Origin of the sequence: Kribbella sp. NPDC051587 (assembly GCF_044453945.1) — a bacterium.
Classification (GTDB): domain Bacteria; phylum Actinomycetota; class Actinomycetes; order Propionibacteriales; family Kribbellaceae; genus Kribbella.
In genome coordinates, this window is the sequence record NZ_JBITDE010000001.1 from 395,009 (window position 1) to 419,428 (window position 24,420).

Here is a 24,420-nt window from a genome sequence, read left to right on the forward strand (position 1 = left end):
AGCCATCGTTGTCGGCGCTTGTCAGAGAATTGTCAGCCTCATGTCCGGCTTCGGTCATTTCGCAGCGATGCGCGCAGCTCCCCACTTAGCGTGGCGGGATGAGGACCGCCCGGAAGCTGCTGATTGCTAGCCTGACGGCGATGATGATCGTCGGCTCATCGCCCGCGAGTGCACAGCCAGGGAGTCTGGTGGCCCGCGAACTGCGGGTGGACAACACCGTGAATCCGCTGGGCACCGACAACCCAGCCCCGGCGTTCAGCTGGCAGCTCACCGGCACCGGCCGGCAGACGGCGTACCGGATCGTGGTCGGCACCGAGCGTGGCCGATCGGACGTCTGGGACACCGGACGGGTGGCCAGTGACGAGTCGATCGGCATCCAGTACGGCGGTCCTGCGGTTCGCTCGTCCACTCGGTACTACTGGACCGTCCAGGTCTGGGATGCCCGCGGCCGATCGACCACGGCCAGCCCGGCCTGGTGGGAAACCGGTCTGCTGAACTCCGCTGCCTGGAAGGGCGCGCAGTGGATCACGCCGGACACCGGGAACACGAACGACTGGTCGGACTTCGCCCTCGATCTCGATGTCACCATCAAGTCGATCGCCGCCGGTGTCGTCTTCCGGGCGACCGATGCGGCGAACCACTACCTGTGGCAGATCAACGCGGCCGGCAGCACGGTGTTGCTCCGGCCGCATGTTCGGGTGAATGGTTCCTACCGGACCCTCGCCGAGATCGACCTCGCCCCGGTGCTCACCCCCGCGAACGCCTTCCAGCAGCACCACCTCACGATCCGGTCGATCGGATCGACTATCACCACACTGATCGACGGCATCCAGGTGGATCAGCGGGAACAGACCGAGCACGTCCGCGGGACGATCGGCTTCCGGACCTCGACCACCGGCGGGGTCGCGGAGCGTGCGGCCTTCGACAATCTGACGATCAGCGACCCGAACGGGCAGGCGCTGTTTCGCGACGACTTCGGCACCGCACCCGATCCGCAGTTCCCCTCGAGCGCGGTGGTGGACGGCCGGCTGGAGCCGGCCGGCGATCCGGTCCTGATGACGCGCGAGCCGCAAGCACCGATGCTGCGGAAAGACTTTGCCGTCGGCAAGCACATCGAGCGGGCGCGAGCGACCGTCTACGGTCTGGGGTTCTACGAGCTGCGGCTCAACGGGGCCAAGGTCGGCGACCACGTGCTGACACCGGCCAGTACGCCGTACGAGCGACACAACCTGTATGACACTTACGACATCACCCGAGACGTGCGGCGAGGCGCCAACACTGTCGGGATCTGGCTCGGCAACGGCTACGGGCCCCGGTACAACCCGTACGGCTTCCGGTGGACCGGGCCGAAGCAGGCGATCGCGCTGATCACTGTCACCTACACCGACGGCACCACGGAGACTGTCCGTACCGACACCACGTGGAGCTGGGCGTCCGGGCCGATCGTTGCCGATGACATCTATGCCGGCGAGACCTACGACGCGCGCGCCGAGCGCCCGGGCTGGGACAGCCCCGGTTACGACGCCGCGGACTGGCAGCCCGTCCGTACGACACCGGCACCCAGCTCCACCCTCGCTTCGAACACAGCTCCGCCCCTTCGCGTGGCGAAGACGCTGCGACCGGTGAAACTCACCGAGCCCAAGCCGGGCGTTTTCGTCTACGACCTCGGGCAGAACATCGCCGGCTGGACCCGCCTGCACGTCAGCGGATCCGCCGGTACGGCGGTTCGCCTCCGCACCGCCGAGGAGCTCGGACCCGATGGTCTGCTCGACACCCGTACCAACCGCTCGGCGGCCGCGACCGACACCTACATCCTCAAGGGCTCAGGCCGCGAAACCTACGAACCGCGCTTCACCTATCACGGCTTCCGGTACGTCGAGGTGACCGGACTCCGGCCGGAATCCCTGGAAGGGCGCGCGATCCACGCCGACGTTGCGTCGACGGGCACCTTCCACTCCTCCGATGAACTGCTGAACACCATCTGGCAGAACAACCGCTGGAGCATCCTCAACAACTCGATGAGCCTGCCGACCGACACGCCCGTCCGCGACGAACGCACACCACCGACGATGGATGTGCAGGCGTACCGCGATGCGGCACTCCGCGAGTTCGGGATGGATCGCTTCTATGCCAAGTACCTGCGCGACCTGCCGCCAGGGACCGCGCTGCCCAGCGACGCCGTGAAGTCGCAGTACCCGGACATGGCCGGTGGGCAGGTCTCACTGGCCTGGAATCTCTATGAGCAGTACGGCGATCGCGGCACGCTGGCGGCGTCGTACCCGCTGATGAAAGCGTTCATCGACAAGAACGCCGCCGATCAGCCGACCCTCGTCTGGCCGGGTGATCAGGGGTTCGGCGACTGGTGCCCGCCCGATCACGGGCCGGAGGCGAACGGTGGGATGGGCAGCCCGAACGCCGGCGACTGCTTCAGCGAGGTCTCGCTCGTGAACACCGCGCTCTGGTACCAGCAGACCGTCGACCTCGCGAAGGCTGCTCGCGTCCTTGGCCACGATGACGACGGCGCTCACTACGAGGCGTTGGCCGCAGCCATCAAGACCGCCTTCAACCAGCGGTTCCTCAACGCCGACAACACCTACAGCTCCGGGCGGCAGACCACGAGCGTGCTGCCGCTGGCCCTCGGTCTGGTCCCGGCCGATCGACTCGCTGGTGTCGGTGCGAGGCTCGCCGAGACGATCACCGCGAAGGATGCGGGCCACCTCGACACCGGCATCTTCGGCACGCGCTACCTCGTCGACGCGCTGGCCGCGATCGACAGGCTCGATCTGGCGATGCAGATCCTCGGGCAACGGTCGTACCCGGGTTTCGGTTTCCAGATCGAGCACGGCGCGACGACCAGCTGGGAGCAATGGCTGTACGACGCCGGGATGATCACCCACGACCATGCGATGTTCGCGGGGATCAACACCTCGCTCTACACCGTGCTGGCCGGCATCCAGCTCACCTCACCGGCGTACAAGACCGTCACGATCGCACCGCGGATCCCGGCCGCCCTCAGCTCTGTCACCGCCTCCATCGACACCGTCCGAGGGCGGATCAGTTCGTCCTGGCACAAGACCTCCGCGCTGACCTTGACGATCAGTACGCCGCTCAACAGCGTCCCGACAGTCGTGGTCCCGCTTCCGAGCCGAACAGCGCACGTCACCGCCCCGGCGAACGCCGTACTCGTGAGCAGGACCACGACCACTGCCACCTATCAAGCAGCCCCTGGGCCGTCGACCTTCATCATCGGTTGAGCGGGCCCTTCAGGGCCTCGATCGCCGCGGCTCGCGCGGCAAGTGACCCACCGGCCGGCTTCGCGGTCTTCGCCGCCGCGGTACCGTCGGCCGGTACGTCGGGACGCGGTGCCCCGGCGCAGACCGATCGCGAGCCCGGCAGGACGCCCTTGATCAGGTAGTCGTTGATCTTGGCCGTGGCACAGGGGTTCGAGCCGTACTGCCCGTGGCTGCCCTCGTCGCTGACCGAGATCAGCTGGTTGTCGAGCTTGGCCGCCATCGCCGGCGAACCGTCGTACTGGGTCGCCGGGTCGAACTCGGCGCCGATCACCAGACCGACCGGGTAGCCCTTGCGCTTCAGGTCGACGAGCTTCTCCTGCGGCTTCCATTTCGCGTAGGTGCAGTTGGTCGGACCCGCCTGCATCGCGCCCGGACCGTACGGGTACTTCTCGCGGAACAACCGCATCTGCTCCTCGTAACCCTTCGGGTCCTTCGACCAGACCGCCTCGCAAGAAACCGCCTGGAAGACGCCCTGGTAGGTCTCCTTGATCTTTCCGTACAGGACCTTCAGCGCCTTGCTCGCGTCCTTGCTCAAGGCCCGCTTCCCCGCCGGCGCGTTCGCCGCATCCCGGATCAGGCCGATCAGCTCCGCTGCGAGATCCCACATCGGCCGGTATCCCGAGCCGCCGAGAATGATGTCGAAGAAGGGTCCGTCGACCGGCGATCCGCCGCCCGGGAGCGGCCAGTCCACCGGGTGCGCGGCCACCTTCGCCCGGACCTCGTTCAGGTACGCCGTCACCTCGGCGAGCGTCTTGCCGAAGTGGTAAATGCTGTCCCGCTGGGCCATCCATTCCGCGAGGGCGTCGAAGTTCTCCCTCGCGGACATCGACACCTCCTTGGCCTGCTCGTAGTACAGCCAGTCCGGATGCATCGACGAGTCGAGCACCGACCGGTTCAGCCGGCCCGGGAACAGCGAACCGTAGACGGCGCCGAGATAGGTCCCGTAGGAGTAGCCGAAGAAGTTGATCTTCTTCTCGGCCAGCACGCCGCGAATGATGTCCATGTCTCTGGCGGTGTTCGCCGTACTGATGTATTTCCGGATCCCGCCGTCCGCCGCCGCGCAGCCCTCTTCCTGAGCCTTGGCATCGGCCTCGATCTGGGCGAACTGCTGGTCGGTCGGCCTGGTCTCGAAGAGCGGCTCGGTAGGCGGCAGCTCACACTGCAAGGACGTCGACCGCCCGGTCCCCCGGGGATCGAACCCGATCAGGTCGAACGGCCCCGCGATCTTCTCGTCCTTCATCCAGTTCGGCATCGCCAGCCCGTCGCCGCCGGGACCGCCCGGGTTCAGCAGCAACACCCCTTGCCGATGGGCGGGGTCGGCCGCCTTGCGCCGACTGATCGCGACCGACAGATTCCCGTCACCAGGCTTCTGGTAGTTCATCGGTACGACGATCGTCGCGCAGTCGAGCCCGGCCCATTCCTTCTCCCACTCGTCCGGCGGAAAGCCTGGTGGCGGCGTACCGGCCTCACACGCCGCCCACTCCACTTTCTGGTTGTAGTACGCCGCAAGCGCGGCATTAGCTGCTCCGCTCGCCGGCACCACCACCAGTGATCCGGCCGCCATCGCCAGCCCGGCAGTCAGGCCCACGACTCGCGCCAACCGTGGTCGTCCACTCATCTGTTGTCTCTCCGTTCACTGAACGTCAGAAGTCAGTGACGCTAGTGACACAGCGGTGAGGCGATGATCAGTAAGAGATAGGGATCCTGTGAAGACCACCAACCGTCCGTCGAACGGACTATTCTGTCCGGATGACCGACCGAGGGATGCAGGAACTGGCCTTGCTGTTGCTGACGGCCCTCGCGAACGAGTCGCGCCACGGGTACGCGATCGCCCAAGAGGTCAAGGCGATCACGGACGGCCGGGTCGCCCCCAGGACCGGAGCCCTGTACGGCGCTCTGGACCGGCTACTGGCCGACGACCTGATCGCCGTTGAACGCGAGGAAGTCGTCGGCGGCCGCGCGCGCCGCATCTTCGCCTTGACCCCGAGCGGCCGTGAACGCCTGGAGACAGAGGCGGAGCGGCTGGCCGCGACCGCTCGGGAGATGCGCCGGCGCCTGGCCGGTGGGACTGCACAGGCCACATGAGGTTGTACCCGGCGAGCTACCGCGCCGCTGCCGAGATCCTCGACGTCCATCGCGAAATGACGGTCGGCTTGCCGTGGGCTGCCCGAGTGCGCGCCGACGCGGACCTACTCGCCCACGCCCTGCGCGTCCGGCTCAAACTCGACTCCGCGTCCGCCGGTGGGCGGTTCTTCGAGTTGGCGGCACCCTTCGCGCTGGCGGTTGCCGCGGCGTACGGCGGAATCTGCTTGATGAGCTGGTACGCCGGCGTCGCGATCTCGCCAGGATCCACCTGGAACCACCTCACGACAGTCGACCTCGCACTGGGCCTCAACGTCCTCTTCCCGCTACTCATGTGCGTCGGCGGAATCGTTGCCCTGCTCAAGTATTGGCGGGCCGGCGTCCTCCTCACGGTCGTTGGCCTGCTGGGCTTCGCCCTCCAGTGGACCGTCAACCCGGGCCTGTACGGCGATGGTCCGTTCGAGGCGATCGCCGCCGTACTGACCGTGGTCGTGATCCTGGCTTGCCCACCTGATCGACGGGGTGAACGGAAGCGAGCGGCGGTCGCCGGAGCGATGGCGGCCGTCGCGTGGTTCCCGTCGGCCTTGGTACTGACGCGGGGGTTTGTCGTGAGCACGGACTACGGCGCTTGGCCACTGCTCGCCCTCGCTCTGACCGGCCTCACCTTCTACGCGCGACCCTCGGGTCTCCGCACGCTGGCGGCGATGGCCGCGGCCGCTCCACTCTTCGTCGCCTATGCCGTGATTTCCCTATAGTCCGTTCAAGTGAGTATTCTCTGCAGCGTACTATCCGCGCAGCAGAGGAGAGCTCGCCATGCCCTTCACCCTGGCCCACCCGGCCGCGGTCCTTCCGCTGCTGCGTCATCCGTTCGTCCCGGTCGCACTGATCGCCGGCTCGATGGCCCCGGACGCGCCGTACTTCCTGACCGCCGCCGGGATTACCTCGACCAGCGCGGACGACTGGTACGGCTCGTTCCTCAATGCGACCACCACCCATTCCCTCGCCGGGCTACCGATCGATCTGTTCTACACAGCCGTTCTGATCGGGGCCTATTTGTTGCTGAGGGCACCGGTCACCGCGCTCGGACTGGCACTCCCGAAGCTCGGGCGACCAAACATCCTGTGGCTGATCCTTTCGGCCCTCATCGGGGCTGGCACGCATCTCCTGTGGGACTTCCTGACCGACGCCGACTTCGTGCCGGTTCCACGACTACTCCAATACGCGAGTACGGCATTCGGGCTCGTCGTGATCGGCTGGTATCTCTGGAAGCACCGCAGCCAGTTCCGGGGCGAGCCCACGCTCAAGCCCGGGCTGCGCCGGGTGACCATCGCTCTCCTGATCGCAGCTCCGGTGCTCGGCGCCGTCGTACTGGCGCACTCCGACTTCGTCGCCTACCGCGAGGCGACCGACACCTGGACCGCCGTCGCCGAAGGCGTGCTCACGGGAGCGATCAAGCGAGCGGGCGCCGCCTTCGCGATCGCCCTTCTGCTCTACGCCGCCGCCTGGCGACTCGTAACCGCCGCTAACTCGACCACCATGTCGACTCGGCGATCGTCGTGAAGCCCAGGGATTGATAGAGGTGCTGCGCGGGGGCAGCCGCGGTCAGTGTGACGGGCAGCGGGTCGAGCTCACGCAGGACGGCGTACATCAGCTGGCGGGCCAGGCCGTGGCCGCGGAACTCGGGTCGCGTGGTCACGAAGTAGACGCCGGCCACGTCGTCCTGGGTGATCGTCGCGCCGGCAGCGGCCCATTGACCGTCGACCGCGATCAGGTAGGCGTCGAATCCGGGACTGGACAGCAGAGCGGGCGGGACGGCGGCCGCACTTCCGTACGGCTGGAAGTGCGGTAGCGGGAACCCTTCCACCACGACCTTGTCGACCGCGGCGAGCTGCTCCTCGGTCCGCACGTGCACCACGTCGACCGTCGGCTCGGGCAGCGGCGCGGCCGGGCGGATCATCACCGGCCATCGGGCGGGTGTCAGCGGTGGCGAGACAACGCCGTACGGATCCTCGATCGTCACGCGTGGCCAGGCCCGGCTCGTGAGCAGGTCGGTCAGCTCGGCGAGATCCGCGGCCGGCGGTTGGTCCGATGTCAGGACGACGCGGAGTCCGTTGCGTATCGGATCGAGGGCGGCGAGAAACCCTGGACGCTCGATCAGCTCATAACCACGAGCCGGTCCGAGTGCGCGCCAGAAGGCGGCTCCGTTCTTGTTGGCCAGGTGAAGATCGTTCATGGCAACGAACCTACGACAGGGCTCCGACAGTTTGTGATGGTAGGGCTAGCCCTACCAAGAGTCTCTGGCTGGCCGGATGGTTCGGCGGTGGAATCGTCCATAGCGTTTGGGGTGTTCGCAAACGCCCATCCCAAGGAGTCCCTGATGTCGTCATCATCTCGCCGCCGGTTCGGTCTGCTAGCCGCGGTCGTAACCGCAGCACTCGTTGGTACGGCGGCGGTCTCGTCGGCCGCGCCGGCCGCCGAGCTGACCCGGCCGAACAACGCAGTGCAGCAGAGCTTGAACGCTCTGGTGCAGGGCCCGGCCTTTCCGGGAGCGATCGCCACGGTCCGCGACCGACAGGGGAAGTCGCGGACCTACACAGCCGGTGTTGGTGATCTCGCCACCGGGGCTCCCGTTCCGCGGGCCAGCCGGGTCCGAATCGGTAGCAATACCAAGACTTTCACGTCGGTCGTCCTCCTGCAGTTGGTGGGCGAAGGCAAGATCGGACTCGACCGACCGGTCGACACCTATCTACCAGGGCTGGTCCGCGGCGACGGTATCGACGGCCGCAAGATCACCGTCCGCCAGCTACTGCAGCACACCAGCGGCATCCCGGACTACGACGAGATCTTCGGCACGGACTATCTGCCGCTGCAGCACACCTATTGGGAACCGCGGCAGATGCTCGACGAGGCGCTGCGGAAGAAGGCATTGTTTGCCCCCGGCACCAATTGGGAGTACAGCAACACCAACTACATCCTGGCCGGGCTGATCATCCAGAAGGTCACCGGACGCCCGGTCGGCGAGGAGATCACCCGCCGAGTGATCGAGCGCGCGGGTCTGCGTGACACGTACTGGCCGGCGCTCGGCGACCAGCGTATCCTCGGCCCGCACCCGAAGGGGTACTACAAGACAACCCCGGACGGCCCGGCCACCGATGTGACGGAATCCGAGCCGTCGATGGGTTGGGCAGCAGGGCAGATGATCGCCACGCCTGGTGATCTGAACAAGTTCTTCAGCGCGCTGATCAACGGCAAGCTCCTCAAGCCGGCCCAGTTGCAGGAGATGCTCCACACCGTGCACGCACCCGATCTGGACGTCAACGGCGACGGCGAGTACGGACTCGGGATCGCGAAGCTTGCCTTGTCCTGTGGTGGATTCGCCTGGACCCACGGCGGCGACATCCCCGGCTTCGAGACCCGCAACGCCGTCACCCCGGATGGCCGCGAGGCCGCCGTCGCAGTCACCGCACTGCCGACCACCATGGAGGATGCCAAGCGAGTGGCCAAGACTCTGGACACCGCGCTCTGCAGCTGACCACCCCAGCCGCAGTCGCCTCGCTCACCTAGAGCGAGGCGATCAGCGGTACCAGGGTGAGCCAGTTGGTTCGGGCCGCGTCGGCAGCTGCCTCGGCATCGCCCGCTGCGCAGTGGTCGATGATCACGTTGTGCTGGGCAACTGATTCGCGTCCGCTCAGGGAACCGAAGCGAAGCCGTTCGATGCGACGAAGAGCCGGCGTGTACTGGTCGAGCACAGCAGCGACCGCCTGGTTCGCACTGACCCGGACCGGTACGGCGTGGAAGTCGTCGTCGGCCTGGAGAGCGGCGTCGACGTCAGTGGCCCGCAGCGCCTTGGCGAAGCGGGCGTTGGCGGCGCGCATCTCGGCCAGGTCGGCGGCAGCGAGGTGTGGGACCGCTTCGCGGACAGCCAGTTCGTGCATGGCGGCGGTGACCAACTGGGCCTCGCGGAGGGCGCGGGCGTCGAGCGGGCTGACCATCGTGTAGCGCCCGGGCTTGGTCTGCACCAGCCCGGCCTGTTCCAGCCGCGCGAGCGCCTCACGGACCGGCGTACGACTGACTCCGAGCCACTCCGAGAGGTCGGCGTCGTTCAGGCGTTCGCCGGGTGCGAGCTCACCTTTGACGATCGCATCGCGGATCGCCCGATAGGCGTCCTCGCGCAGCAGTGAGCGCGGGACGACCGCGCGTTCCTTGGGCACCGGCATGCGACCGCAACCTACCGGAAGAGTCCGCTGTAGGCGTTGAGGGCAGGCTGACCACCGAGGTGCGCATACAAGACATTCGAGTCCTTGCCGATCTCACCGTCGCGGACGAGATCGATCAGTGCGGCCATCGACTTCCCCTCGTAGACCGGGTCGATGATCATCCCCTCCAACCGGCCCGTGAGCCGGATCGCGTCCAGAGTCGACTGCACCGGTACGCCGTACAGGTCGCCGGCCCAGCCTTCGAGCACAGTGATCTCGTCGTCGCGCAGGTCGCGGCCGAGGCCGATCAGTTCGGCGGTGGACCGGGCGATCTTCTCCACCTGCGCGTGGGTCTCGGCGAGCTTGGCCGACGCGTCGATTCCGAGCACGCGCCGCGGCCGACCCTGACCGGCGAACCCGGCGATCATCCCGGCCTGCGTGCTGCCGGTGACACTGCAGACGACGATCGTGTCGAAGAAGACGCCGAGCTGGCGCTCCTGCTGCTCCACTTCGTAAGCCCAGTTGGCGAATCCGAGCCCGCCGAGCCGATGATCCGAAGCACCAGCAGGGATCGCGTACGGCGTACCTCCGTCGGCGCGCACTTCGTCGAGCGCCTGGTGCCAGCTGTCCTTGAGCCCGATCCCGAACTCGGCCTCGACCAACCGGACCTGCGCTCCCATGATCCGGCTGAGCAGGATGTTGCCGACCTTGTCGTTCACCGGGTCCGGCCAGTCCACCCAGCTCTCCTGCAACAGGATCGCCTTCAGCCCGACCTTCGCCGCCACAGCCGCGACCTGACGCGTGTGGTTCGACTGCACTCCCCCGATGGTGACCAAGGTGTCCGCGCCCTGCGCCAACGCCTCCGGGACCAGGTACTCCAGCTTGCGCGTCTTGTTACCGCCGTACGCGAGTCCGCTGTTGCAGTCCTCCCGCTTGGCCCAGACCCGCGCCCCACCCAGGTGAGCCGTCATGCGGTCCAACGGATGGATCGGGCTTGGCCCGAACAGCAGCGGGTACCGATCGAAGTCGTCCAGGGCCATCTGCGCTCCTCAGCGATGTGCAATATATCGCATATTACAGCGTCTTCGGCGGCTCCTGTCCAGACCTACCGACGGTGACCGTCGGGGCTTGCATGTCCTGGCAAAGGCGGGCGAAAAGCCCTTCAAACACTTGAATTTCGTGAGCAATATCGTGGATTCAGGGGTATTTACGAGGATGCGGCGACTCGGTATCGCTCCGTTATTGCCGCAGGTGGTTACCGCCTGGTAGGAACGTCCATCAGCTTCGTACTGAACGGTAGTTCAAGTACGTGAATCTTGGATTTTCCGGAGGGGGTCCCGGAGTCCGACAGTGAGGTGGAGGACTCAATGCAGCGCAGTACCTTGCTATGCGGTGCTCTGCTGGCCGTGGTCGCGGGTCTGTTGTGTCTGGTCGGGGAAGCTCTCGGTCTGAACACGCAGCACGTGGCTCTGGTCGGTGGGGCCCTGGGGGGTGTGGTGGGGCTGGTGCAGGAACGAACCCCGGCCCAGCGAGCGATCGGGTTCCTGATCGGGCTGTTCGTGGCCTGGCTCGGGTTCGCCGTACGGGCTCTGTATCTGCCGGACTCGGCCTCCGGGCGAGCGGTCGCGGCCGTTGTTGTCGTGGCCGTGTGCGTGGTGTTCGCGGCGGGGTCGGGGAATCGGCTTCCGTTGTGGACATTGCTGTTGGGCGCGGCCGCGATGGTGGCTGTGTATGAGGAGAGCTACACGGCGGACAGTCCGGCGTTCCTGGCCGAGTCGCCGTCGGCGGCGACGGGCGTGTTGCTCGCGGCAGGGATCGGGTTCCTGGCGACCTCGCTCCAATGGCCCGGACGTGCACCAGCTGCGGTTCCACCTGCAGCTGATGAACCAACACCTGACGAGGCCCCGACCCGCGAGTTCGCCACCACCGAAGGAGAGCGTCCGTGACCGCCCGCCGGATCACCCGGGGACTGGCCGCCGCCATCGCCGTCCCCACCGTCTTCGTCCTGGCCACGTCACCGGCGCTGGCAACAGCCACCGCTGACCCGGTCGCAGTCACCAACACCGAGACCGTACAAGCGCGCCTCGACCCCAGCGGCAAGGTCGACAGCGCCCGCATCTACGAACAGCTCGCCTTGGTCGGCAAGGGCAAGGTGAAGGTCACCAATCCCGTGTCAGACAAGGGCATCCGCAACCTCGACGGCTGGGGCGGCTACACCGTCAAGGACGGCAAGATGACCGTCGACACCACCGTCGACGGCGAACAACGCCTGCGAACCGTCAGCGACTACGACAAGAAAAAGCTCCCGATCAAGGTCGCGGTCACCTACACCCTGAACGGCAAGCAGCTCAAGAAGCCCGGCGACGTCGTCGGTAAGAAAGGTCACCTCGAAGCCCACTACGTCGTCGAGAACACCTCGGCCCACTCCGAAGAGATCACCATCACCGACGGCTACGGCAAACAGGTGAAAGAACAGGCCGACGTCGTCATCCCCATGGTCGGCCAACTGACCACGGTCCTCCCACCCGAGTTCGGCGACGTCACCTCGAACGAAGCCAACAAAGCCGGCGACGGCAAGGGCGGCACCAAACTCAGCTTCACGGTGACCCTCTTCCCGCCAGTAGGCGCAGCCACCGCCGAGTTCGGCTGGTCCGCCCAGGTCAAGGACGCCATCGTCCCCGAAGCCGAGCTAACCGCCTTACCAGTAAGCCCCCTCGACAGCCCGACCTTCAAGACAGCGGTCACAGGCTACGAAAGCGGCGCCGAAAAGGGCACCGACCTGGTCGAAGGCGGCACCGAGCTCGACACCAACCTCATCAAGCTCCGCGACGGCTCCGAGAAACTCCTCAGCGGCTTGTTGCAACTGAACGCCGGCGCCAAAACCCTCAACGAAGGTCTGTCGAACAAGATCGCCCCCGGCGCGAACAAGGTCTCCACAAGCCTCGCCCAACTAGCCGGTGGCCTCGGCAAACTGGATACCGGAGCGTCGTTGCTCCGCACCAAGATGGGCGAAGCCGCCGCAGGCGCAGACCAGCTGAACACCGGCGCCGGCCAACTCGCCGACGGAACCAGGGACCTGAATACCGGCGCGAACAAACTCGCCAAGGGCGCAGGCGACCTGAATACCGGCGCAGGCAAGGTGGCCCAGGGCGCGAACGACGTGAACGCCGGGGCGGGCAAGCTCAAGACCGGTACCGGCCAGCTCGCCTCCGGTCTGAACCAGGTCACCGGCAAGGCGCCCGAGCTGATCGACGGACTGAACAAGGTCAGCGGCGGACTCAAGGGTGTCCAGGACGGACTCACCCAGATGTACGGCGGTGTTGGCCAACTGCCGGACAAGGCCGAGGCACTGCACACAGGTGTGGCCCAGCTCCGCGCGGGAATCGGCTCCGTCGACTCTGCCGGAACTCTGCTCGGTGGCTTGGAGCGCTTGAAGGATCAGCTCGCGGCATCCGGACCGGGCATCGACAAGATGCGCGGTGGCGTCTACTGCGCCTCCGATGCACTCAAGGCAGTCAGCAACGGCAAGCCGGTCGGCACCTACTCCGAGGAGTGCTACGGCGCCGCGGCCGCACAGCTGAACGGCCCTGCTGGAGCATTGAACGTCGGACCGGAGACCAACGCGGTCAAGAAGCTGATCCTGGACTCGGTGATCGCCAAGATGGGTGATTTCGACGACGGGCCCGGCGATCTGGATTCACCGTTGCCCGACTCGGCCAAGCTCCAGGTCGCACTCGCTTATCTGAAGGGCCGGTTGACGCAGCGCGCCGTACCAGGTCTTGCACAGCTCGAGTGCGGGCTCGACAACCGAGTCGCAGGATGCCCGGACTCGAAGCCTGGCCTGACCCAGGGGCTGGCAGCGCTGGACGCCGGCATCAGTCAACTGGTGTCCGGCGTGGTCACCAGCGTGCAGGGTGGCATCGGGACGCCGAAGGACACTCCCACCAACAAGACGCTGCGGGGTGGCATCAACGGATTGCAGGTGGGCGTGGGCCAGATCCAGGCCGGCGGCAAGACGTTGCTGGCCGGGCTCACCCAACTGTCGGATGGCGCAGACCAGGTCGACGGCGGTATGGGTTCGCTCGTCACCGGCAGCGGGCAGCTCAAGACCGGCGCCGGAACGCTTGCCAACGGAACCGGGGTGCTGAAGGCGGGTGCCGGGACGCTCGCTCACGGAACTGGCAGGCTCAACGCCGGTGTTGGTGTCTTCGTTGGCGGGACCAAGCGGTTGGACAACGGGCTGTTCCTGCTCTCCGATGGAACGGGGCAGCTGGCCGATGGCCTGGGGACGGCGAAGGACGGGACTGATCAGTTGGCGAGCGGATCCAAGGAGCTGGCTACGGGGATCGGGTCGGCGACCGATGGATCGGGGAAGTTGGCGGCGGGCTTGACGACAGCCGCCGACAAGGCGACGGGGATCCCGGATGGCGCCAAGAGGCTTTCTACTGAGGGGGCGCAGGCCCTGCAGAAGAAGGGTGCGGATACTGTCCTGGACTTCGGGCGTCGGTACTCGATGTTGGCGGCTGCGGCTGACCGGGCGAAGACCGAGTCGATGCCGTATGGAGCTCCTGACGGTGCGGCTAGCGCGACGGCGTACTCGCTGAAGCTGGCTTCGGCTACTGGTGAGGGTGGGCGGAGCTGGATTCGGTTGCTGGCTGGGCTGGCGCTGTTCGGGGTGGCGATCGGGGCGACGGGGATGATCCGTCGGCGCGCTCGGCACTGACCTTTGCTGGGGACCAGGTCGCGGTACCGGCCACGACCTGGTCCCCGACCATCCGCCCGCGGGTGCGCGGCTTTGCCTGCTCGGGCACGTCGGTTGTGGAGGCGGACCGCTCCCACTCACCAAGCGCCTCCGACAGCCGTTCCCACCTCCGGCCTGAGCGTGCCGCACCCGGCACTGGGCAGGTTAGTGAGTGCTGGCGGTCCGCCTCCCACCCACTCACCGCGGCACCCATCAACCACACAACACCCGTCGAAACGGTCAAGCCGTGCTCAACGTCGTACCGGGTTCTGTCGCTGGGCCGGCTGTGGCGCTAGCGTCCGAAGACATGCCGACCACGCTCTTCGATTGTTCGGACGTTGCGCGGGGAGTTGGTGGAATGGGGTGGGTGGGTTGGGGGTTGGAGTCGGTAGGCGGTACTGGGCGGAGGAGGAGAGCGATGGGTACGGATCTGAAGCTTGAGGCGGTTGTTGTGCCGGTTGCGGATGTGGACCGGGCTAAGGCGTTCTACGCGGGGCTCGGGTGGCGGGAGGATGCGGACTTTGCCTTTGACAACGGGTTCCGGATCGTTCAGTTCACGCCGCCGGGGTCGCCGGCTTCGGTTCAGTTCGGTACGGCGGTGACCACCGCGGAGCCTGGTTCGGCGCAAGGCATCTATTTGGTGGTGGATGACATCGAGGCGGCGCGTAGTGATCTGACCAAGCTCGGTGTGGAGGTCAGCGAGGTCTTCCACCCTGGGGCACCGGGTGCGCAGTTCGTGCCGGGTGCGGCCAATCGCGCGGAGGGACGCGACGAGAACGCTGGTAGCTACGGGTCGTTCGCCACGTTCCAGGACCCTGACGGCAACACGTGGCTGCTCCAGGAGGTCACCACCAGGCTTCCGGGGCGCGTGACCGAGGCGACGTACGAGTCGGTGGAGGATCTGACCGCGGCGTTGCAGCGCGCGGCCGCGGCGCATGGTGAGCATGAGAAGCGGCACGGCGGCGAGTACGACGAGCAGTGGCCGGCCTGGTACGCGTCGTACATGATCGCGGACCGGACCGGCCAGGAACTCCCCGAGTAGTTACTCCGGAAGAGCCGCGCGGAGCATGTCTTCGCGCGGGACGACCTTGATGCGCTCGCGGCCGTGAGGGTCGCCGAGGGCGATCTCGTGGGCGTCGAGGCGGGCCCAGGCGTCGCGGTCGACGATGGTGGCGCCGTTCGCGACCAGGTGGTTGATGATCGCGTCGGGGTCGGAGACCTCGGGGCTCGGCAGGGTGTCGGCGTCGGCGAGCAGGTTGGCGATCGTCTCGGCCGCGTCGGACTTGGTGTGGCCGATCAGGCCGATCGGGCCGCGCTTGATCCAGCCCGTGACGTACATGCCTTCCAGCGGTACGCCGTCCAGGTCCAGCACGCGACCGCGGTCGTTGGTGATAACCCCAGCCTGGTGGTCGAACGGCAGCTCGGGCAGATGCGACGAGAGGTACCCGACGGCGCGATAGACGGCCTGCACCGGCGTATCGACGTACTCACCGGTCCCGCGAGCGGTGCCGTCGCCCTGCAGTTGGGTCTTCTCGGTGCGCAGACCCTCGACGCGGTCGGTGCCGAGGACCTCGACCGGCGCGTGGCAGAGGTGGATGTGGATGCGGTGCGGTGCACCGGTCGGCTCGGCATCGAGGTGCTTGAGCAGCGTGTCGACGACCAGGCGGGTGCTCTTGCTGGAGCTGATCGCGGCCTGGCTCGCCTCGTCGATCTCGAAGCCCTCGGGGTGCACGATCACGTCGACCGACGGCGAGTGCGACAGCTCGCGCAGTTCCATCGGCGTGAACTTGATCTGGGCCGGCCCGCGCCGCGCGAAGACGTGGATATCCGTTGCCTGGTTGAGCTTCAGGCCCTGGTACACGTTGTCCGCGATCTCGGTGCTGAGCTGCTCGTCGGCCGGCTTGGCCAGCATCCGCGCGATGTCGAGCGCCACGTTGCCGGCACCCAGTACGGCGACCTCACGCGCCTCGAGCGGCCATTCCCGCGGTACGTCGGGATGTCCGGCGTACCAGCTGACGAAGTCCGCGGCGCCGTAGTTGCCGGGCAGGTCGACACCCGGGATGTCCAGCGGCCGGTCGGTGATCGCGCCGGTCGCGAAGATCACCGCGTCGTAGTGCCGGCGCAGGTCGTCGAGCTTGAGGTCCACGCCGTACGTGACGTTGCCGATGAACCGGATCCGCTCGTGCTGCAGCACGCGGTGCAGCGCCTTGATGATTTCTTTGATCCGCGGGTGATCCGGGGCGACGCCGTACCGGACGAGGCCGAACGGTGCGGGCAGCCGCTCGATCAGGTCCACCTGAGCGGTCGGGTGCTCCTTGGTCACGATGTCGGCGGCGTAGATACCGGCAGGTCCGGCACCGATGACGGCGATGCGGAGATCCTTCACAAGCTGCAGTCCCTCACAGTGACTCGAATGAGTTAGGTAGTCCTAACTTTAACGAGCCTTCGGCATCGATCCCGACTCGTTCCACACCTTGAGATTCATTTCACAAGCCTGCGGACCTGTGCTTGCCTACTCCAACTCGAAGCCCAAGGCCTTCGCGGCTCGGGTGGGGACGGGGTCGGCCCAGTTGGCGCTGTAGTTCTCGATGGTGCACAGGGAGCGCGTCTCGAGCTTGTCCACGTAGACCGTGCCGCGCAGGTGGTCGGTCTCGTGCTGCACGATCCGCGCCTGCCAACCCTCGAAGGTCTTGTGGTGCGTCTCGCCGGACGGGTCGTCGAAGCTGGCGTGGACGGCGAAGTAGCGGTTCACGACAGCGGTGTAGCCGGGCATGCTCAGGCAGCCCTCGAAGAAGCCTACCCGGCGGTGCCCGGCCGAGCGGTAGGTCGGGTTGATCGCGGCGAAGAACTCCAGCTTGTAGCGATGCCGCGCTTCGGCGATCTCGGCCGGAACCGTGGCCGGATCCTCCAGTACGGCGATCTGCACCGGTACGCCGATCTGCGGCGCGGCCAAGCCGACACCGGGAGCCGCCCGGTTCGTGCGCTTCATCAACTCGATGAACTCGGCCAGTACGGCGGCGTCCACCTGACCGTCGAACGGCTCCGCGACCTGCCGCAGTACGGCGTCGCCGAGCGACACGATCGGCGCCACGCCGCCATCGCCGTACTTGTCGACGAGCTCCTCGATCTGGTCCTTCACGATGCCAACTCCTGAGGCTGTCTGGACAGAACCGGCCAACGGCAACGCCGCGGCACCGGTGAGCAAGGTACGCCGGGTCAGTGCCATGCGCACCATTATGTGGCGAGTGGGAGCCTCAGGTCGAAGGAGGCGCCGCCGGCGGGTGAGTCGCTGACGGTGAGAGTTCCGCCGTGGGACTGGGCGAGGTCGCGGGCGATGGCGAGGCCGAGACCGGCGCCACCCTCGTCGCGGCTGCGGGCGTCGTCGAGGCGGACGAAGCGCTCGAAGATCCGCTCCCGATCGGCCTCCGGTACGCCGGACCCGTCGTCCTGGACCTGGATCACAGCCTGCCCGTCAACAGTGCTCACGACGACGCGAATCTCCTTGCTGGTATGACGTTCAGCGTTGTCCAGCAGATTGCTGAGAACCCGGGCCAAGCGGGTTTTGTTGCCCAGGACAACCGGTTCACCGGTGATCTCCAACCGCGCGGTCCGGCCGTCGATGGCATCGCGGACGAGGTCGGAGACGTGGATCCGCTCGGGATCAGGGTGGTCGCCCGCGTCGAGACGAGCGAGCAGGAGCAGGTCGGCGGCGAGGTGCTGCAGCCGGATGGTGTCCGCGATCAGCTCGTCGAGTTCGAGGAGCTCGGGGTGGGCCGCGGCGACCTCGAGCTGGGTACGGAGCGAGGCGATCGGGCTCCGGAGTTCATGGGATGCGTCCGCGACGAAACCACGTTGCTGGGCGACTGAGGTCTCCAGCGCGGTCAGCGTGTCATTCGTCGTACGGGCGAGGCGGGCGACCTCGTCGCGGGACTCGGGCACGGGGACGCGGCGGCGTAGGTCGCGGGAACCGGTGATGCCGGCGAGCTCGGCGCGGATCGCCTCGACTGGCGCCAGCGCGCGGCGGGTCACCATCCAGGTGACCAAGGCAACGACCGCGAGCAGGAGCGGCAGGCCGATGAGCATGGTCCGGCTCACGCTCGAGACTGCGTCCCGTGCGGTGGCGAGTTCGGCACCGGCCTGGACGGTGACTTCGCCGGCGCCCTTCGGCAGGGTCACCTTCAGTGCGGCGAAGCGGTAGTCCGCGGTCCGGCCGTCGACCGTCGCCGTACCGGTGGAGTAGCTCGCGTCGCCGTCGGCCACCCGCCCCGCCGGCTGTGTCGGTGTCGGGGTCGGCGTGTCTTCGTCATCGGGGTTATCGTCTCGCCCGCGTCCGCGGCCACGGCTGTCATTGTCATCAGTCGGCGAAGGCGTCGGCGTCGGGATTGGCTTCGGCTTCACCGTTGGCACTGGAGTCGGCCGGGCCGGCTGCACTGCCCTGCTGTCGACGGCGGACAAGCCCTCGCTGGCGGCGAGCACCTTGCCGTTCGCGTCGGTGATGCGAACCGGGCGTTCGTCATCCAGGTCGAGCTTGGCGATCGCCGTACCGCCGGCCAACTGGGACGCGAGTTGCTGCGCGGTGACCTCTGCTTGCAGTTGAGCTTGGCTGGCGAGGTTGGAACGCAGCAGCAGTACGACGGCCAGTCCGGCGATCACGAGAGCGACCGCGACCACCGCCGTGGCGGCGACTGTGGTTCGGGTTCGGAGGGAGCCGCGCATATCAGCCACCGTCCCGCGCCAGGCGGTAGCCGGAGCCGCGCACGGTGGTGATCGCCTTGCGGCCGAACGGCGCGTCCAGCTTGCGACGCAGCGCACTCACGTAGACCTCGATGATGTTCGGATCGCCGTCGTACGCCGCGTCCCAGACGTGGTCGAGGATCTGCGTCTTCGACACCACCTGCCCGGCATTCGTGGCGAGATGCTCCAGTACGGCGTACTCCTTCGCGGTCAGCTCGACCTCGTCGGACCCCCGGAACACCCGGCGCGCGGCCGGGTCGACCCGCAGGTCGCCGAGCTCGATCACGGGTGCTGCTCCCCTGGTACGGCGACGCAGGAGCGCGCGGATCCGGGCCAGCAGGACGACGTACGAGAACGGCTTGGTCAGGTAGTCGTCGGCGCCGGTGTCGAGTCCCTCGGCCTCGTCGTACTCGCCGTCCTTCGCGGTCAGCATCAGCACCGGCGTCTCGTCGCCGGCCGCGCGCAGGTCGGCGCAGACGCGATAACCGTTACGGCCGGGCAGCATGATGTCGAGCAGGATCAGGTCGTACTCACCGCTCTGGGCGCGGTCGAGCCCGGTGAGTCCGTCGTACGCGACGTCCACCACGAATCCCTCGGCGACCAGGCCTCGCGCGAGCGAATTGGCCAGCCGTTTCTCGTCCTCGACGATCAGCAACCGCATGCCCCCAGCCTGACATGCCCGCCTGAAGCCCGCTTCAGGTTCCTTCAGGACCGCTTCAGGACGGGTTGGCAAGGTCATTCGTGTCAGCAAGTTCCCCACCGAAAGGCCGCCTGATGAAGCGCCTCGCACTGACCCTGAGCACCGCCGCCGTCCTCGCCACCGGCGGGGTCGCCACCGCGTACGCCGTCCAGTCCGACGACAAGCCCACGCCCAGCGCCTCCCCCACCAGCAGCCCGACGGCCAGCCGCCCGGCCGACGTACCGACCGGATCGCTGACCGCGGCGAAGGCGGTCGAGCAGGCTCTGAAGGACGTCCCGGGTGGCGTGGTGGCCGACGTCGACTGGGACAACAGCAAGTGGGAGCTGGACGTGCACACCACGGCTGGCTGGCGTGAGCTGAGCTACGACGCCAACGGCAAGCTCCTCTCGAACCGCGCCGACAACCACGGCGACGACCACGCAGACGACCGCTCCGACGACAGCGGTCGCGACAGCGCCCAGGACCGCGCCGAGAACAAAGCCGACCGCTCGGACGACAGCGGCAACGACACCGCCCACGACCGCGCGGAGAACAAGACCACGCGCTCCGACGACAGCGCCCACGACCGGGCTGAGAACAAGGCAACCCGGTCCGACGACAGCGGCAACGACACCGCTCACGACCGCGCCGAGAACAAGGCCACGCGCTCCGACGACAGCGGCAAGCACCAGAGCGGCGGGTCCGATGACAAGGGTGGCGACGACCACGGCAAGCACGGTTCGGGCCACGACGACGACTGAGCGTCGTACCGGAACGCAACCGAGCCGGCCGAGTTCACCTCGGCCGGCTCGTGCGCTCGGACAGCTCAGCAGGGACGGATCAGGTCCACCGCATCGTTCCAACTGATCGTCGGGTCCTGCTGCGGCGCGATCGACGACTGGATCTGGATGAAGCCGTTCTGCGTGTTGTTCTCGTCGCGGTAGTAGTAGATCCAGGCGACGGTCCCCGGGGTCTGGTTGTTGTCCCACGAGGACGCCTGGTTCCGCCGGCCCCATTGGCCCAGGTCGAACAAACCGCAGTCGTAGAAGCCCAGCACCCACGGCTGCACGTCCGGACCGTTGTTGTAGTCGGTGTCGCCGAACACGCAGACCAGCCGGTAGGCACAGTTGGCCATCGTCGTCTTGTCGCCCGGCATCGGCAGCGTCAGCTCGACGCCCATCTTGTCCCAGACGATCTTGTTCGTGCCCACCTGGCGACCACCAGGTGTGTGCGCGAGCTGCCAGGCCATCTCCTGCTGGATCGCGGCGGCCCGCTGCTGCCCGTCCACGGAGCTGCCCACGGACGGCATCGCGCCGGGCGTGGGCGCCGCCTGGCTGAGGCCCGGTCCCGCAAGTCCGAGCACGGCGAGTCCTGCTGTGAGAACCGCTACTGTTCGCCGAAGTGCACGTGCCTTCATGAAGCTCCTCCTGGTCGGGCCGAGTCGCGATCTGGTGGCGCTTGACTGAGCGGACAACGTTCCATCCCGGTCTCACCCCGGCCAGCCTTTCCGTCACCATCGAACGGAAATCGATCTTCGGCGCCGACCTTTCACCCTCGATCGAAAGGGTCGGCAGCTCGTACGGCGAGACGGCTCAGCACCTGGCGGGATGAACGGATAACGTTTGCAGCGTGTTCGACCGGCCCGAGTCCGCACTGCACGTCGTCGCCCGGTCGCGGTTCTACCGAGCGGCGTTCTTGTCGTTGCTGATCGCCGGCATCGGCATGTCGGCCGCCACTCCCCAGCTCACGCTCTTCCTGGTCCGCGACCTCGGTACGCCGCTCCCCGTAGCCGGCCTGTACTACGTCACCAACCTCGCTGCCCCGATCGCCGGCTACCTGCTCGGCCGCCTCTCCGACCGCAGCCACGACCGCCTCCGCCTCCTCCGGATCTGCGCCGTCATCGGCACTATCGGCTGGCTGGCAATGGCGTCCACGAACGCCGTCTGGCAGCCTTTCGTGATCAGCGTCGTCGTCCTGAGCATCGGCGGCGGCGCGATGGCCCAGCTCTTCGCCGCCTGCCGCGACGAACTCAGCCGCAACCCCACCCGGGCCGACAACCGCGTCGTCGCCACCGTCCGAATGGGCTTCACGCTCGGCTGGATCCTCGGCCCGGTCCTCGGCAGCTGGTACGGCGGTGTCTTCGGCCTCCGCTCGCTTCTCGTCGCCACCGCGATCTGTGTCTTCGCGCAGATCATCCCCTTCGGCCGCCAACGCGTCGAGCGCTACCAAACCCAGCGACTCCGGGAATCGGGCAAGCGCGAGATCACCCACATGCTGCCGTTGCTCGCGTTCACCACCGTCTGCGTGCTGGCGATGACCGGCGACACGATCAAGTTCGGCTACCTCCCGATCTACATGGCCGACGAGCTCCATCTGTCCGACGGAATCCGTGGTGCCGTCATCGGCATCCAGCCGCTCGTCGAACTCCTCCTGCTGCCCGTCGTCGCCCGCGCAGCCGACCGCTTCGGCGGTCTGCCCGTGATGACCGGTGGCGTCGTGATGGGCCTGGCCGGCAACCTGTCCTTCGCCACCAGTACCGGCGTCGGCATGCTCTTCCTCGGCCAGATCCTGACCGCCGGCCTCTGGGCCTGCGTGGCCGCGATCGGCGTCTCGATCGCCCAGGACCTCTACCCCGAAGGCGTCGGTACGGCGTCCGGCGTCTTCCTCGGCGCCATCCCGGTCGGCTCCGCGATCGGCGGCACGATCGGCGGGATCGGCGTCGCCGCGATCGGTCTCCCCCAGGTCTTCTTCGTCCCCGCCGCCCTGACCAGCCTGGCCATCGTCGGCTTCGTCATCCTCAGCGTGCGGACCCAACCAAAGCCCTAAGCGCCCCGTACGACGCACTCCCCACATCCGCGGTCAGCACCATCAACCGCTGCGCATCAAGACCGAACCGCCCGCTCACCTTGAGCACCCACCAACCACGCCACTCCCCTCCAAATGACTGAGCCGTGCTCAACGTCGTACCGACCCACCCCCACACACCCCACTCGCCAACCTGCCAGTCCGCCTGACATCTCGACGGGCAACCCACCAGCCGAACGGGCAACCCCCGCCCCGGACCGGCAACCCTCCAACTGAAGGGATGCCCCCTGAGTTGGAGGGTTGCCCCCTGGAAATCTCGAGGGGCAACCCTCCAGGCGAGGGGATGACCGTTGAGCTGGAGGGTTCGCCCAAGGGTGGACGGGTGGGCGGCTGGACGCCGAGAGGTGGGTGGCCGGTGAGGTGGGTGGCTGGGCGCCGAGGGTGAGTGGCCGGGGTGGGCGGGTGGATCGAGTGAGGTGGTCGGGGTGGTGGGGTGGGCGCCGAGGGTGCGTGGTCGGGGTGGGTGGGTGGACCGAGTGAGGTGGTCGGTGGAGTGGGGTGGCGGGTGGCGCGGGTTAGGCGTTGTAGCCGCCGTGGGCGTCGAGGACGGCGCCGGTGACGTAGGTCGCGGTGGGGCCGGCGAGGAAGCCGATGGCGGCGGCGATCTCGTCGAGGTGGCCGACGCGCTGGATGGACAGGCCGGACAGGAGGACCTTCAGGACGTCGGGGTCGGGCTCCATGCCGCTCTCCATCAGGCCGGCCTCGACGACGTTCGCGGTGATGCCACGGGGGCCGAGGTCGCGGGCGACGCCGAGGGTGTAACGCTCGATGCCGGCCTTGGTCGCGGAGTAGTCGGCCAGGCCGGGGACGCCGACGCGGGTACCGAGGCCGGAGCTGATCGTGACGATCCGCCCGTTGTCGCGCAGGACCTTGGCCGCGGCGCGGATGACGGCGATCACGCCGAGGTAGTTGACCGCGTGCATCCGGTCGAGGGCCGCGACGTCCACGTCCGGGTCGTCGACCGGGCGGCCCTGCTCGACGGAGATCGCCGCGTTGTTCACCAGGATGTCCAGACCGCCGTACGCCGCCACAACCTGATCGATCAGTACGGCGGCCTGGGCCGTGTCGGCGTGGTCGACCTGGAACGCCACCGCCTTCGCGCCGAGCGCCTGTACCTCGTCGACGACGCCTTGCGCCTGCTCGGCGGAGTTCATATACGTGAACGCGACATCCGCACCCTGGGCCGCGAACAGCCGGACCGTCGCCGCGCCCAGCCCGCGGGAACCTCCGGTGACCAGTGCGACCTTGCCCGCCAATGCCTTACTCATACCCAGCTCCTCAGTCGTAACAAGAATGGTTACTTCAAAGCCAAGGTAACATACTTAGTTACGACGACAAGGAGTGGTGATGAGCGCGAACAGCAGGCTGACCATCGCGGCCCACGCGCTGGCCTGGATCGGCCTGTACCAGCGCCAGGGCCACGAGGTCGCCACCTCCGAACAGATCGCCACGAGTGCGAACACGAACCCGGTGGTGATCCGCCGTCTGCTCGGTGAACTGCGCCAGGCCGGGCTGGTCGAGGCACGCCGCGGCGTCGGCGCCGGCTGGTCGCTCACTCGCGAGCTGAAGTCGATGACGCTGCTCGACGTGTACGACGCGATCGAGCCGGGACCGCTGTTCGCCCTGCACCGCGCCTCGCCGGACGAGGGGTGCGTGATCGGGCACGGCATCCAGCCCGCCCTGCAGGACATCTACACCGGCATCGAGTGCACCGTGCGCAACGAGCTGGGCAAGACCACGCTCGAGGACGTCCTGCAGGCGGTGCTCGCCGTACCGCGCTGATCGAGGCGTCCTGCCGGGAGTTCTGGGGACGCCTCGCTAGGCTGGCCG

Annotated in this window: 21 protein-coding genes; 11 read left to right on the plus strand and 10 right to left on the minus strand. The window is 67.4% G+C overall.

The window, feature by feature from the left end:
• Positions 1 to 98: 98 nt before the first annotated feature.
• A complete protein-coding gene (locus ACIA49_RS01840) occupies positions 99 to 3,254 on the plus strand; it encodes a family 78 glycoside hydrolase catalytic domain (RefSeq protein ID WP_396375181.1) in 3,156 nt (1,051 codons plus the stop codon).
• Here ACIA49_RS01840 and ACIA49_RS01845 read toward each other — a convergent pair.
• Positions 3,244 to 4,911 (minus strand): alpha/beta fold hydrolase, encoded by a 1,668-nt coding sequence (locus ACIA49_RS01845; RefSeq protein WP_396375182.1) that lies wholly within the window; start codon positions 4,909 to 4,911, stop codon positions 3,244 to 3,246. The two genes, ACIA49_RS01840 and ACIA49_RS01845, sit on opposite strands and share 11 nt — an antisense overlap.
• A 131-nt stretch (positions 4,912 to 5,042) precedes the next feature.
• Between ACIA49_RS01845 and ACIA49_RS01850 the strand changes: the two genes are divergently transcribed.
• The 3 genes from ACIA49_RS01850 to ACIA49_RS01860 are packed head-to-tail and all read left to right on the plus strand — an operon-like array spanning position 5,043 to position 6,935.
• Entirely contained in the window at positions 5,043 to 5,378 is a 336-nt protein-coding gene (locus tag ACIA49_RS01850) for a PadR family transcriptional regulator (RefSeq protein ID WP_391543052.1), read from the plus strand.
• Positions 5,375 to 6,130: a hypothetical protein gene (locus tag ACIA49_RS01855; RefSeq protein ID WP_396375183.1), complete on the plus strand. Its 756-nt coding sequence runs from the start codon at positions 5,375 to 5,377 to the stop codon at positions 6,128 to 6,130. The genes ACIA49_RS01850 and ACIA49_RS01855 overlap by 4 nt, the downstream gene beginning before the upstream one ends.
• Before the next feature lie 58 nt (positions 6,131 to 6,188).
• A complete protein-coding gene (locus tag ACIA49_RS01860; protein WP_396375184.1) occupies positions 6,189 to 6,935 on the plus strand; it encodes a DUF4184 family protein in 747 nt (248 codons plus the stop codon).
• Here ACIA49_RS01860 and ACIA49_RS01865 read toward each other — a convergent pair.
• Positions 6,898 to 7,608: a GNAT family N-acetyltransferase gene (locus tag ACIA49_RS01865; RefSeq protein WP_396375185.1), complete on the minus strand. Its 711-nt coding sequence runs from the start codon at positions 7,606 to 7,608 to the stop codon at positions 6,898 to 6,900. The genes ACIA49_RS01860 and ACIA49_RS01865 overlap by 38 nt on opposite strands.
• Positions 7,609 to 7,752: 144 nt before the next feature.
• Here ACIA49_RS01865 and ACIA49_RS01870 point away from each other — a divergent pair, with 144 nt between their 5' ends.
• Positions 7,753 to 8,907: a serine hydrolase domain-containing protein gene (locus tag ACIA49_RS01870; protein ID WP_396375186.1), complete on the plus strand. Its 1,155-nt coding sequence runs from the start codon at positions 7,753 to 7,755 to the stop codon at positions 8,905 to 8,907.
• 28 nt (positions 8,908 to 8,935) lie between these two features.
• On the opposite strand, the gene ACIA49_RS01875 is transcribed toward ACIA49_RS01870, so the two are convergent.
• Positions 8,936 to 9,592, minus strand: a complete 657-nt coding sequence (locus ACIA49_RS01875; protein WP_396375187.1) for a GntR family transcriptional regulator — start codon at positions 9,590 to 9,592, stop codon at positions 8,936 to 8,938.
• 11 nt (positions 9,593 to 9,603) lie between these two features.
• Entirely contained in the window at positions 9,604 to 10,611 is a 1,008-nt protein-coding gene (locus ACIA49_RS01880) for a 1-aminocyclopropane-1-carboxylate deaminase (protein ID WP_396375188.1), read from the minus strand.
• Positions 10,612 to 10,938: 327 nt separating this feature from the next.
• Here ACIA49_RS01880 and ACIA49_RS01885 point away from each other — a divergent pair, with 327 nt between their 5' ends.
• The 3 genes from ACIA49_RS01885 (at position 10,939) to ACIA49_RS01895 (ending at position 15,354) form a co-directional block, all read left to right on the plus strand.
• Positions 10,939 to 11,517, plus strand: a complete 579-nt coding sequence (locus tag ACIA49_RS01885) for a hypothetical protein (RefSeq protein ID WP_396375189.1) — start codon at positions 10,939 to 10,941, stop codon at positions 11,515 to 11,517.
• Positions 11,514 to 14,294, plus strand: coding sequence for a hypothetical protein (locus ACIA49_RS01890; protein ID WP_396375190.1), 2,781 nt, complete (start codon positions 11,514 to 11,516; stop codon positions 14,292 to 14,294). The genes ACIA49_RS01885 and ACIA49_RS01890 overlap by 4 nt, the downstream gene beginning before the upstream one ends.
• A gap of 436 nt (positions 14,295 to 14,730) precedes the next feature.
• Complete coding sequence (locus ACIA49_RS01895; protein WP_396375191.1) at positions 14,731 to 15,354, plus strand: VOC family protein; 624 nt, start codon at positions 14,731 to 14,733, stop codon at positions 15,352 to 15,354.
• Here the strand turns inward: ACIA49_RS01895 and ACIA49_RS01900 are convergent, their stop codons facing one another.
• The 4 genes from ACIA49_RS01900 to ACIA49_RS01915 form a co-directional block, all read right to left on the minus strand.
• Positions 15,355 to 16,698: an FAD-dependent oxidoreductase gene (locus ACIA49_RS01900; protein ID WP_396375192.1), complete on the minus strand. Its 1,344-nt coding sequence runs from the start codon at positions 16,696 to 16,698 to the stop codon at positions 15,355 to 15,357.
• Positions 16,699 to 16,824: 126 nt separating this feature from the next.
• Positions 16,825 to 17,538, minus strand: a complete 714-nt coding sequence (locus tag ACIA49_RS01905) for a peptide deformylase (RefSeq protein WP_396375193.1) — start codon at positions 17,536 to 17,538, stop codon at positions 16,825 to 16,827.
• Between the two features lie 8 nt (positions 17,539 to 17,546).
• Positions 17,547 to 19,028: an ATP-binding protein gene (locus tag ACIA49_RS01910; protein ID WP_396375194.1), complete on the minus strand. Its 1,482-nt coding sequence runs from the start codon at positions 19,026 to 19,028 to the stop codon at positions 17,547 to 17,549.
• 1 nt (position 19,029) lies between these two features.
• Complete coding sequence (locus ACIA49_RS01915) at positions 19,030 to 19,707, minus strand: response regulator transcription factor (RefSeq protein ID WP_396375195.1); 678 nt, start codon at positions 19,705 to 19,707, stop codon at positions 19,030 to 19,032.
• A 113-nt stretch (positions 19,708 to 19,820) separates the two neighbouring features.
• Here ACIA49_RS01915 and ACIA49_RS01920 point away from each other — a divergent pair, with 113 nt between their 5' ends.
• Complete coding sequence (locus tag ACIA49_RS01920) at positions 19,821 to 20,486, plus strand: hypothetical protein (RefSeq protein WP_396375196.1); 666 nt, start codon at positions 19,821 to 19,823, stop codon at positions 20,484 to 20,486.
• Positions 20,487 to 20,551: 65 nt separating this feature from the next.
• Here the strand turns inward: ACIA49_RS01920 and ACIA49_RS01925 are convergent, their stop codons facing one another.
• Positions 20,552 to 21,142 carry a hypothetical protein gene (locus tag ACIA49_RS01925; RefSeq protein ID WP_396375197.1) on the minus strand — a complete coding sequence of 197 codons (591 nt, stop codon included), beginning with the start codon at positions 21,140 to 21,142 and terminating at the stop codon, positions 20,552 to 20,554.
• A 212-nt stretch (positions 21,143 to 21,354) separates the two neighbouring features.
• On the opposite strand from ACIA49_RS01925, the gene ACIA49_RS01930 reads away from it, so the two are divergent.
• Positions 21,355 to 22,551, plus strand: a complete 1,197-nt coding sequence (locus tag ACIA49_RS01930; protein ID WP_396375199.1) for an MFS transporter — start codon at positions 21,355 to 21,357, stop codon at positions 22,549 to 22,551.
• A 554-nt stretch (positions 22,552 to 23,105) separates the two neighbouring features.
• Here ACIA49_RS01930 and ACIA49_RS01935 read toward each other — a convergent pair.
• Positions 23,106 to 23,858, minus strand: a complete 753-nt coding sequence (locus ACIA49_RS01935) for an SDR family NAD(P)-dependent oxidoreductase (protein WP_396375200.1) — start codon at positions 23,856 to 23,858, stop codon at positions 23,106 to 23,108.
• Between the two features lie 79 nt (positions 23,859 to 23,937).
• Between ACIA49_RS01935 and ACIA49_RS01940 the strand changes: the two genes are divergently transcribed.
• Positions 23,938 to 24,372 carry an Rrf2 family transcriptional regulator gene (locus ACIA49_RS01940; RefSeq protein ID WP_396375201.1) on the plus strand — a complete coding sequence of 145 codons (435 nt, stop codon included), beginning with the start codon at positions 23,938 to 23,940 and terminating at the stop codon, positions 24,370 to 24,372.
• The last annotated feature ends 48 nt before the right edge of the window (positions 24,373 to 24,420 follow it).

Bases quoted from the DNA above. Each gene is read 5' to 3' on its own strand.
- ACIA49_RS01840 (WP_396375181.1), top strand. From the start codon at position 99: ATGAGGACCGCCCGGAAGCTGCTGATTGCTAGCCTGACGGCGATGATG.
- ACIA49_RS01845 (WP_396375182.1), bottom strand. From the start codon at position 4,911: ATGAGTGGACGACCACGGTTGGCGCGAGTCGTGGGCCTGACTGCCGGG.
- ACIA49_RS01850 (WP_391543052.1), top strand. From the start codon at position 5,043: ATGACCGACCGAGGGATGCAGGAACTGGCCTTGCTGTTGCTGACGGCC.
- ACIA49_RS01855 (WP_396375183.1), top strand. From the start codon at position 5,375: ATGAGGTTGTACCCGGCGAGCTACCGCGCCGCTGCCGAGATCCTCGAC.
- ACIA49_RS01860 (WP_396375184.1), top strand. From the start codon at position 6,189: ATGCCCTTCACCCTGGCCCACCCGGCCGCGGTCCTTCCGCTGCTGCGT.
- ACIA49_RS01865 (WP_396375185.1), bottom strand. From the start codon at position 7,608: ATGAACGATCTTCACCTGGCCAACAAGAACGGAGCCGCCTTCTGGCGC.
- ACIA49_RS01870 (WP_396375186.1), top strand. From the start codon at position 7,753: ATGTCGTCATCATCTCGCCGCCGGTTCGGTCTGCTAGCCGCGGTCGTA.
- ACIA49_RS01875 (WP_396375187.1), bottom strand. From the start codon at position 9,592: ATGCCGGTGCCCAAGGAACGCGCGGTCGTCCCGCGCTCACTGCTGCGC.
- ACIA49_RS01880 (WP_396375188.1), bottom strand. From the start codon at position 10,611: ATGGCCCTGGACGACTTCGATCGGTACCCGCTGCTGTTCGGGCCAAGC.
- ACIA49_RS01885 (WP_396375189.1), top strand. From the start codon at position 10,939: ATGCAGCGCAGTACCTTGCTATGCGGTGCTCTGCTGGCCGTGGTCGCG.
- ACIA49_RS01895 (WP_396375191.1), top strand. From the start codon at position 14,731: ATGGGTACGGATCTGAAGCTTGAGGCGGTTGTTGTGCCGGTTGCGGAT.
- ACIA49_RS01905 (WP_396375193.1), bottom strand. From the start codon at position 17,538: ATGGCACTGACCCGGCGTACCTTGCTCACCGGTGCCGCGGCGTTGCCG.
- ACIA49_RS01910 (WP_396375194.1), bottom strand. From the start codon at position 19,028: ATGCGCGGCTCCCTCCGAACCCGAACCACAGTCGCCGCCACGGCGGTG.
- ACIA49_RS01915 (WP_396375195.1), bottom strand. From the start codon at position 19,707: ATGCGGTTGCTGATCGTCGAGGACGAGAAACGGCTGGCCAATTCGCTC.
- ACIA49_RS01920 (WP_396375196.1), top strand. From the start codon at position 19,821: ATGAAGCGCCTCGCACTGACCCTGAGCACCGCCGCCGTCCTCGCCACC.
- ACIA49_RS01925 (WP_396375197.1), bottom strand. From the start codon at position 21,142: ATGAAGGCACGTGCACTTCGGCGAACAGTAGCGGTTCTCACAGCAGGA.
- ACIA49_RS01935 (WP_396375200.1), bottom strand. From the start codon at position 23,858: ATGAGTAAGGCATTGGCGGGCAAGGTCGCACTGGTCACCGGAGGTTCC.
- ACIA49_RS01940 (WP_396375201.1), top strand. From the start codon at position 23,938: ATGAGCGCGAACAGCAGGCTGACCATCGCGGCCCACGCGCTGGCCTGG.